This window comes from Rhizobacter sp. (assembly GCA_021153565.1).
Classification (GTDB): domain Bacteria; phylum Pseudomonadota; class Gammaproteobacteria; order Burkholderiales; family Burkholderiaceae_C; genus Albitalea.
This window is the reverse complement of record JAJKJU010000186.1, coordinates 1-8,067: the sequence shown is the minus strand read 5'-3', so window position 1 is coordinate 8,067 and position 8,067 is coordinate 1. Positions and strand designations below refer to the sequence as shown.

Here is an 8,067-nt window from a genome sequence, read left to right as displayed (position 1 = left end):
GGCGCTGGGCGGGATGCGATGCAAGGCGCTCCGAGCGCCGTGTGGCGAACCACACAAGTGAGGAGCAACGCCGCAGCGCGCCCGCCCTGCGCCCCCAAAACAGGAAATTGTTTCGGGCCAAATCCTTACCCCCCAGTCGCTGCGCTCGTGCCCCCGAGGGGCGCCACCCTTCGGGCCAGCAAAGCTGGACCCTTGGGCGTGGCTTGAGGGGGCGCGTCCCTGCGCTTGCTTTGAAATTTCGATCGGCTGACGCCGAGTGAAAGTGTTTTCTGCCATGAAGATTTACGAACCTGTGGCTGCGAGAGATGTCGCGTTTCTTGGTCTTGGCGTCATGGGTTATCCCATGGCGGGGCATCTGGTGCGTGCAGGGCACAGGGTCAGGGTTTACAACCGCACGCCTGCCAAGGCGGAGAAGTGGGTTGGAGAATACGGAGGTGCGTCCGGTGCAACGCCTCGTGCGGTGGCCGAAGGTGCTGACATTGTCTTTGCCTGCGTCGGCAACGACGATGACTTGCGCTCTGTGACATTGGGTAAGACCGGTGCGTTCGCCGGCATGAAGCCGGGCGCGATCTTTGTGGATCACACAACCGCTTCCGCTGAAGTGGCACGCGAGCTGGCCGCTGCTGCCCGCGAACGCGGACTCGAATTCATCGATGCCCCCGTGTCGGGAGGCAACCTCGGCGCCATCAATGGCGCACTGACCGTCATGTGCGGCGGAAACAGCGCGGCATTTACGGTGATTCAGCCGATCGCGATGGCATTCGCGAAGGCGGTAACCCTGCTGGGCGAAAGTGGCGCCGGGCAGCTCGCGAAGATGGTGAACCAGATCGCCATCGCCAGCTTGGTTCAAGGCCTGGCCGAAGCAATCGCCTTCGGAGAGAAAGCAGGTCTCGACATGAAGGCCGTCCTCGGCGTCATCGGCAAAGGCGCGGCGCAAAGCTGGCAAATGGACAATCGCGGCCCGACCATGATCGAAGGCAAGTTCGATTTCGGCTTCGCGGTGGACTGGATGCGCAAGGACCTGGGCCTCGTGCTCGACGAGGCCAAGCGCAACAGCGCGAGGCTGCCGGTGACTGCGCTGGTCGATCAGTTCTACGCAGACATCCAGGCGCAGGGCGGCAATCGACTGGACACGTCAAGCCTGATCAAGCGATTGCGCTGACTTGTCTTGTAGGTGGGCAAAGCGAGGCTCCGCCTCGCACACCTTACAAAAGAGGGATAGCTACTTTGCCAGCGCCTTGGGGGCGAGATCAGCCAGTTCCTGTTCGGTGAGGATTTCGAACAAACGAACGACCTTGGTCACGCCGCTCACGCCACGTGCAATCTCGACGGCGCGTGTCGCTTCACGCTCGGTGACGCGGCCCATGAGGAAGACCGTGCCACGCTCCGTGACGACCTTGAACGAATTCGCCAAGATGTCCTTCGCATCGACGAACGAGGCCTTGACCTTGCTCGTCAGTATCGCGTCGTTGGACCGGCTCGTGAGCGAAGTGCCGCCCATTACTTCAAGTTCATTGACAATGTTTTTGACGTTCTCGACCCGCTGTACAGCCGCTTCCGCCGCCGCCTTGTCGGCCTCGGTTTGCACTTCGCCGGTGATCAGAACGACGCGGTTGTAGCTGGTGGTGCTGACGTGTCCTCGGTCGCCCAGTGCGTCGCGGATGCGATTGAGCGACTTGAGTTCGATGGCCTGGTCTTCGACCTGAGCGCCGGAGGTGCGGCGGTCGGTGGCCATCAAGGTGCCGCCGATCATCGCGCCGCCAACGACGATCGGTGCGCAGGCGCTGAGGGCCGTCACCGCGGCGAGCGCCGACACCAATACGGCGGTTCGGAATTTGATGCGTTGGAAAGTTGGGGTTGGAGTCATGCGTTGTCCTGTTCGCCAAGAAGTTGCAGATCTACCGCGTCGCACAGGCAATGAACGACGAGGAGATGCACCTCCTGGATGCGTGCGGTGCGTTCGTGCGGAACGCAGATGTGCACGTCGGTTTCAAGAAGTTGATCGCGCATCTTGCCGCCGCCGCGGCCGGTGAGCGCGATGACCGTCATCTCTTTCGCGTGTGCCGCAGCCACTGCGGCCAGCACGTTGGCCGAATTACCGCTGGTGGAAATGGCAAGGAGCACATCACCCGGATTGCCCAGCGCCTGCACCTGCTTCGAGAAGATGACGTCGAATGAGTAATCGTTGCCCACCGCGGTGATGACGGACGTGTCGGTGGTGAGCGCGATGGCCGCAAGGCCGGGCCGTTCGCGCTCGAAGCGTCCGACAAACTCGGCGGCGAAGTGCTGGGCATCGCCGGCGGAGCCGCCATTCCCGCAAGCCAGTACCTTGCCACCGCCGGTAATGGCGCCGACCAAGGCGCTCACGGCGTCGGCGATGGGCTTGGCGAGAATCTCGGCAGCGGCGTACTTGAGGTCCGCGCTGTCGAAGAACTGCTGCTGGATACGTTGTTCAAGCATGGGCCAGATGATAGGTCACTGGGGAGAATCCCTCGCCCGGTCTCACATGGCGTCGAATGCAGACTTGATCCATTCGATGCGGCCGTCTTCAATCGCGACCACGTCGAAGCGACAAGGCGGCAATGTCCCGCAGTTGCGCAGGAAGTGGTGCGCGGCGAGCACGACGCTGCGCTGTTTGGAATAAGTGACGCTACCGGCAGCTCCGCCAAAGGCGGTGCCCTTGCGCTTGCGCACTTCGACAAACACCACCGTCCCTTCGCGGTCACGCAAGATCAGATCAACCTCGCCGCCCCGCGCTCGCGGCCCCTGGGCCACCCGATAATTGCGCCGCAGCAGCGTGAGGCCGTGGCGTTGCATGTACTCAAGGGCAAGTGCCTCGCCATCGTCGCCCACATCCTTGGTGGTAACTTTCGTGACCAATTCAAACGCCTCGTTGTTATTACAAGCGGCCGCCGCCGCCGCCAGCGGGCAGCAGTATCCCAGAGGGGCTCTGTACGTCGTCGCCACGCCCATCGGAAATCTCGCAGACCTGAGTCTGCGGGCAATTCACGTGCTGTCGATGGTCAACGCGGTCGGCTGCGAAGACACGCGGCACAGCGCACCTTTGTTGCAGTATTTTGGTCTGGACAAGCCCTTGCTCGCCATTCATGAGCACAACGAACGCGAAGCGGCGCAGGGCGTACTGGCGAGGCTTGAGCGGGGTGAACGCGTGGCCTACGTGAGTGATGCCGGGACTCCCGCGATCAGCGATCCGGGGGCGGCACTCGTGGCGACCGTTCGAGATGCAGGTTACGCGGTGGTGCCGATTCCGGGCGCGAGCAGCGCAGTCGCGGCGCTCAGCGTGGCGGGCGATACGCGGGCCGCGGGCTTTCAGTTCATCGGCTTCCTGCCGTCGCGCGGGGCTGAACGCACGCTGGCCTTGAAGACACTCGCCACGACGGTCGCCGCGCAAGTGCTTTTCGAGGCACCCCATCGTATCGGGGCCTTGGTCCGCGATCTCGCAGAAGCTTGCGACACAAGAAACATGACCGTGTGCCGCGAGTTGACCAAGCAATTCGAGACCGTCGCGACCATGCAGGCGGCGCAGGCCCCCGACTGGCTCGCTGCCGACGCACACCGGCTACGCGGTGAGTTCGTGATCGTCGTGCACGCAATCGACGGTGTCGCCGTCGGTGATGATTCGCTGCGACATGATGCGGCCTTGCGCACGCTGCTGGCGGCCTTGCCGCTCAAGCAGGCGGTGTCCCTGGCGGCCGAACTCACCGGTGCACCGCGCAACACGCTCTACGCGCGGGCGCTTGCACTCAAGGCAGGCGATTCCGACGACGCGGGCTGAAGATTGCGCCAGGCTTGTGCAACCGCCTGCTTCAGCGGTGTGTATGCCTGCATCGGGCGTGACGACTAAAAATCAGGAAAGATTGTTAAAGGGCTACTTCGCCGCGCTGCAGCAATGGTCGCAATCACGCGAACGCAGGATGAACGGAGCCGACTCCTACAATCGACGACCGCTAAAAGAAGGACATGGGCATGATCTCTCGCGAACCCACTCTCGAACGTCTGGCCATCGCCCGCTCGCTTTTGCTGGAGCCTTACGGGCTCACGGAGGCCACGCTGTCGAAGGCCCTGCAGACCATCGCCACGCATCGCATCGACGACGCTGACCTTTACTTCCAATACACGCGCAGCGAAGGCTGGAGCCTGGAGGAAGGCATCGTGAAGAGCGGCAGCTTCGGCATCGACCAAGGTGTGGGGGTGCGGGCAGTGGCTGGCGAGAAGACGGCCTTTGCTTATTCGGACGACATCTCGGAATCGGCCTTGCTAGACGCGGCGCAGACCGTGCGCACGATCGCCGCGGCGGGCCAGAGCCGCAAGGTCAAGGTGACCGGCAAGCACACCGTGGCCGGCAGCCGCGTGCTTTACGCACCGATGGATCCAATCGCCACGCTCGACAGCACTCAGAAGGTTGCGCTGCTGGAGCGAGTGGAAAAGCTTGCCCGCGCCAAGGACCCGCGCATCGCGCAGGTTATGGCCGGCTTGGCGGGTGAATACGATGTGGTGCTCGTCGCACGAGCCGACGGCACGCTCGGCGCGGACGTACGGCCGCTCGTGCGCTTGTCGGTCACGGTGATCGCCGAGCAGACCATCAACGGCGAGGTTCGCCGCGAGGTCGGCACTGGCGGCGGTGGCGGGCGCTTCGGCTTCGGCTACTTCCACGACAACGTGATCGAAAGCTACGTGAACGACGCCGTCAATGCCGCGCTCACCAACCTCGATTCGCGCCCAGCACCCGCCGGAGAGATGAGCGTGGTGCTCGGCTCCGGCTGGCCAGGCATCCTGCTGCACGAAGCCATCGGCCACGGTCTCGAAGGCGACTTCAATCGCAAAGGGTCGAGCGCGTTTTCGGGCCGCATCGGCCAGCGGGTCGCGGCCAAAGGGGTTACGGTACTCGACGACGGCACCCTGCCCGATCGCCGTGGATCGCTCAATGTCGACGACGAAGGCAATGCTTCGCAGCGCAATGTGTTGATTGACGACGGCATCCTGCTCGGCTACATCCAGGACTCGATGAACGCGCGCCTGATGAAGGTCAAACCCACCGGGAACGGCCGCCGCGAGAGCTACGCCGCAGTGCCGATGCCGCGCATGACCAACACCTACATGCTGGCAGGCGACAAGACAAAGGAAGAAATCATTGCCGGGTTGAAGCGCGGCCTGTACGCGAGCAACTTCGGCGGCGGTCAAGTCGACATCACGAGCGGCAAGTTCGTGTTCTCGGCGAGCGAGGCCTTCTGGGTCGAAAACGGCAAGATCATGTACCCGGTCAAGGGCGCGACCATCATCGGCAATGGCCCAGACGCGCTCACGCGCGTGACCATGATCGGCAACGACATGAAGCTCGACACCGGCGTGGGCACCTGCGGCAAGGAAGGACAGAGCGTGCCGGTGGGTGTGGGACAGCCCACCTTGCGCATCGACGGGTTGACGGTCGGTGGCACGGCCTGAGAGGCTGAAGGCCTGTCTGCGATCGTGCCCGACAGGCGGAATTTGCACTTGACTGGGCATTGGGAGCCCGTGCTACATTCGCAGCCATGCTTTCCAGCAAGTCTTGCTTTTTTGCCTACTTTTGGATCTCGCTCCGCCCGGCGGATGGAGAGGCAAGCGCGTAGGTCGAAGTAGAGCGCAAACCGAATCCCAAAACCGCCGGGCAACCCCCGGCGGTTTTTTTTCGCCCAGACCTCCTTCACCAACCACTGTTTTTCCTGGAGCACATCTCATGACGAACAAGAACGCCGCCACCACGGAGGGTTGGTATGCGAGCACCGAAAAGACCAGCCAGACCGACGACGAAAGGATCAAGGACGTGATGCCCTTGCCGCCTCCCGAGCACCTGATCCGCTTCTTCCCCATCAGCGGAACACCAGTGGAAAAACTGGTGGGCGACACCCGCCGAAACGTTCGACACATCATGCACGGCAAGGACGACCGTCTGCTCGTGATCATGGGCCCCTGTTCGATCCACGATCCGGCTGCGGCGATCGAATATGCGCGCAAACTCAAGGAGCAGCGCGACCGCTACGCCCACACGCTCGAGGTCGTGATGAGGGTGTACTTCGAGAAACCGCGCACCACCGTCGGCTGGAAGGGCCTGATCAACGACCCGTATCTCGACGAAAGCTTCCGCATCGACGAAGGCCTGCGTATCGCGCGGCAGTTATTGCTCGAGATCAATCGCTCGGGCATGCCGGCTGGAAGCGAATTCCTCGACGTCATCTCGCCGCAGTACATCGGCGATCTCATCTCCTGGGGCGCCATTGGTGCGCGCACCACCGAAAGTCAGGTGCACCGCGAGTTGTCCTCGGGCATTTCAGCGCCGATCGGCTTCAAGAACGGCACGGACGGCAACATCCGCATCGCGACCGATGCCATCCAGGCCGCAGCGCGGCCGCACCATTTTCTGTCGGTGCACAAGAACGGACAAGTCGCCATTGTTCAGACCAAAGGCAACAAGGACTGCCATGTCATCCTGCGCGGCGGCAAGACGCCCAACTATGACGCAGCCCACGTCGAAACCGCCTGCAAGGACCTCGAAGCCGCCAAGTTGCCGTGCACCCTGATGGTTGACTGTTCACACGCTAATAGCAGCAAACAGCACGAAAGGCAGGTCGACGTGGCGCGCGACATCGCCGCTCAGATCGGAGGCGGCAGCCGCCGCATTTTCGGAGTGATGGTCGAGAGCCACCTCAATCCGGGGGCACAGAAGTTCAGCCCCGGCAAGGATGATCCGAGCAAGCTGAGCTACGGCCAGAGCATCACCGATGCATGCATCGGCTGGCCCCATTCGCTGGAGGTGCTGGATATGTTGAGTTCTGCGGTGAAGGCTCGACGTCATTGATCCCAATCTGCGGCGTCGGGCCACACAACCGCTGGATACGCAAGCACCTGCAAGTCGACGTAAGCTTGCACCAACGGTCTGTAAGCAGGATAATGCCGCGAAAGACTACTAGGTCATGCGGGGTATCCCGGTTGCAATGACGCTCCGTTCCACTGATTCGGAGAATCCCAACATGTCTCGCTCTCTGCTCGCTCTCATCCTCGCCCCCGTGGTTCTTGCTGGCGCAGCCTTGACCGCCTTTGCACAAGCCAAGGCTCCGGCAAACGAGCAACCGGTGGCCGCCAAAGACAAGGCCGTGATCGAAGCCTCTTTCACGCGCGCCGATGCCAACGGCGACGGCAAGCTGTCGAAGGAAGAAGCAGCCAAACTGCCGGCGATCGCTTCGCGTTTCGACGAACTCGACAAGAACAAAGACGGCATCCTGTCGCTCGACGAGTTTGCAGCAGGGTTCGCAACCGCGAATTGAGAGCAGCCCGCCAGTGCGCGAACAATCCTGGCTTCTCGTGCGCGATGCGCTCGAGCCAATGAGCCGCACGACGACGATGGCCACGCAGCCGCTTGTACTTGCGAGTCGCCCACAAGACGAGTTTGCGGTCCAGTTGCCGCGGCGTCGGGTATACAGCGCCGCTTGTAGAAGACGCCGTAGTAGTTCACCCAACCCCGGATGCGCTGATTGAACATGCGCGCCAAGTCATGCAGTGTCTTGGCGCTGCGCAGCGGCAGCTTCCAACTGCGAATCTCCTGGCGGATGCGCTTGCCGGCCTTGGCGCTCATGCCTGGACTGAAGTTGACGAAGCACTTCCCCCATCGTTCTTCGACCGTCGAGCCCGGAACGAGTAGCCCAGAAAGTCGAAGCTCGTCTCGGGATGGCGTGATCAACTTACGGCGGGACTTGCACCCACAAGAGTGCGCCCATGCTGGGCGCACATGCAAAAAGCCGGCGTGGTTCATTCGAGGGTTACACGCCAAGCGTTGGTTGACGCTGGCAGAGGTCGATACTGGCGCCCCAAATTTTCAGTCGAGTGACGTGCATGAATCGATCCGGTGGCGCGGCAGCGAAGCTGCCCGAGGGTGATCGCAAGGTGTTGGCAGTTCGGGCGTTGGCGGGATCGAAATCGATTACGGAGCTGGCCACGGAACACGGCGTGAGCCGCAAGTTTGTCTACGAACAAACGCACAGGGCGAACGTCGCGTTGGACGCGGCGTTCCCGACG

Annotated in this window: 9 protein-coding genes and 1 pseudogene; 6 read left to right on the top strand and 4 right to left on the bottom strand. The window is 62.4% G+C overall.

What is annotated here, in order from left to right:
• Positions 1–274: 274 nt before the first annotated feature.
• Positions 275–1,162 (top strand): NAD(P)-dependent oxidoreductase, encoded by an 888-nt coding sequence (locus AC30NL_RS11830; protein WP_489464199.1) that lies wholly within the window; start codon positions 275–277, stop codon positions 1,160–1,162.
• A 60-nt stretch (positions 1,163–1,222) separates the two neighbouring features.
• On the opposite strand, the gene AC30NL_RS11825 is transcribed toward AC30NL_RS11830, so the two are convergent.
• The 3 genes from AC30NL_RS11825 to AC30NL_RS11815 are packed head-to-tail and all read right to left on the bottom strand — an operon-like array spanning position 1,223 to position 2,880.
• Complete coding sequence (locus tag AC30NL_RS11825; RefSeq protein WP_489464198.1) at positions 1,223–1,867, bottom strand: BON domain-containing protein; 645 nt, start codon at positions 1,865–1,867, stop codon at positions 1,223–1,225.
• On the bottom strand, positions 1,864–2,460 hold the full coding sequence (locus AC30NL_RS11820; protein WP_489464197.1) for a phosphoheptose isomerase: 597 nt from the start codon (positions 2,458–2,460) through the stop codon (positions 1,864–1,866). The genes AC30NL_RS11825 and AC30NL_RS11820 overlap by 4 nt, the downstream gene beginning before the upstream one ends.
• A 42-nt stretch (positions 2,461–2,502) precedes the next feature.
• Positions 2,503–2,880, bottom strand: a complete 378-nt coding sequence (locus tag AC30NL_RS11815) for a YraN family protein (RefSeq protein WP_489464196.1) — start codon at positions 2,878–2,880, stop codon at positions 2,503–2,505.
• Between AC30NL_RS11815 and rsmI the strand changes: the two genes are divergently transcribed.
• The 4 genes from rsmI (at position 2,873) to AC30NL_RS11795 (ending at position 7,319) form a co-directional block, all read left to right on the top strand.
• The gene (rsmI, locus tag AC30NL_RS11810; RefSeq protein WP_489464195.1) at positions 2,873–3,796 is read left to right on the top strand and encodes a 16S rRNA (cytidine(1402)-2'-O)-methyltransferase; all 924 of its coding nucleotides are present in this window, start codon (positions 2,873–2,875) and stop codon (positions 3,794–3,796) included. The genes AC30NL_RS11815 and rsmI overlap by 8 nt on opposite strands.
• 191 nt (positions 3,797–3,987) lie before the next feature.
• Positions 3,988–5,463 carry a metalloprotease TldD gene (gene tldD / locus AC30NL_RS11805; RefSeq protein ID WP_489464200.1) on the top strand — a complete coding sequence of 492 codons (1,476 nt, stop codon included), beginning with the start codon at positions 3,988–3,990 and terminating at the stop codon, positions 5,461–5,463.
• 271 nt (positions 5,464–5,734) lie between these two features.
• Positions 5,735–6,853 carry a 3-deoxy-7-phosphoheptulonate synthase gene (locus AC30NL_RS11800; RefSeq protein ID WP_489464194.1) on the top strand — a complete coding sequence of 373 codons (1,119 nt, stop codon included), beginning with the start codon at positions 5,735–5,737 and terminating at the stop codon, positions 6,851–6,853.
• A gap of 172 nt (positions 6,854–7,025) precedes the next feature.
• Positions 7,026–7,319 carry a hypothetical protein gene (locus AC30NL_RS11795; protein WP_489464193.1) on the top strand — a complete coding sequence of 98 codons (294 nt, stop codon included), beginning with the start codon at positions 7,026–7,028 and terminating at the stop codon, positions 7,317–7,319.
• Positions 7,320–7,483: 164 nt separating this feature from the next.
• Here AC30NL_RS11795 and AC30NL_RS11790 read toward each other — a convergent pair.
• Positions 7,484–7,627, bottom strand: a pseudogene (locus tag AC30NL_RS11790) (group II intron maturase-specific domain-containing protein); the annotation flags it as partial.
• A 257-nt stretch (positions 7,628–7,884) separates the two neighbouring features.
• On the opposite strand from AC30NL_RS11790, the gene AC30NL_RS11785 reads away from it, so the two are divergent.
• A partial coding sequence (locus tag AC30NL_RS11785) for a hypothetical protein (RefSeq protein WP_489464192.1) occupies positions 7,885–8,067 on the top strand: 183 nt, incomplete at its 3' end.

Excerpts from the sequence above, each read along its gene's own strand:
- AC30NL_RS11830 (WP_489464199.1), top strand. The coding sequence starts at position 275 with ATGAAGATTTACGAACCTGTGGCTGCGAGAGATGTCGCGTTTCTTGGT.
- AC30NL_RS11825 (WP_489464198.1), bottom strand. The coding sequence starts at position 1,867 with ATGACTCCAACCCCAACTTTCCAACGCATCAAATTCCGAACCGCCGTA.
- AC30NL_RS11820 (WP_489464197.1), bottom strand. The coding sequence starts at position 2,460 with ATGCTTGAACAACGTATCCAGCAGCAGTTCTTCGACAGCGCGGACCTC.
- tldD (WP_489464200.1), top strand. The coding sequence starts at position 3,988 with ATGATCTCTCGCGAACCCACTCTCGAACGTCTGGCCATCGCCCGCTCG.
- AC30NL_RS11800 (WP_489464194.1), top strand. The coding sequence starts at position 5,735 with ATGACGAACAAGAACGCCGCCACCACGGAGGGTTGGTATGCGAGCACC.
- AC30NL_RS11795 (WP_489464193.1), top strand. The coding sequence starts at position 7,026 with ATGTCTCGCTCTCTGCTCGCTCTCATCCTCGCCCCCGTGGTTCTTGCT.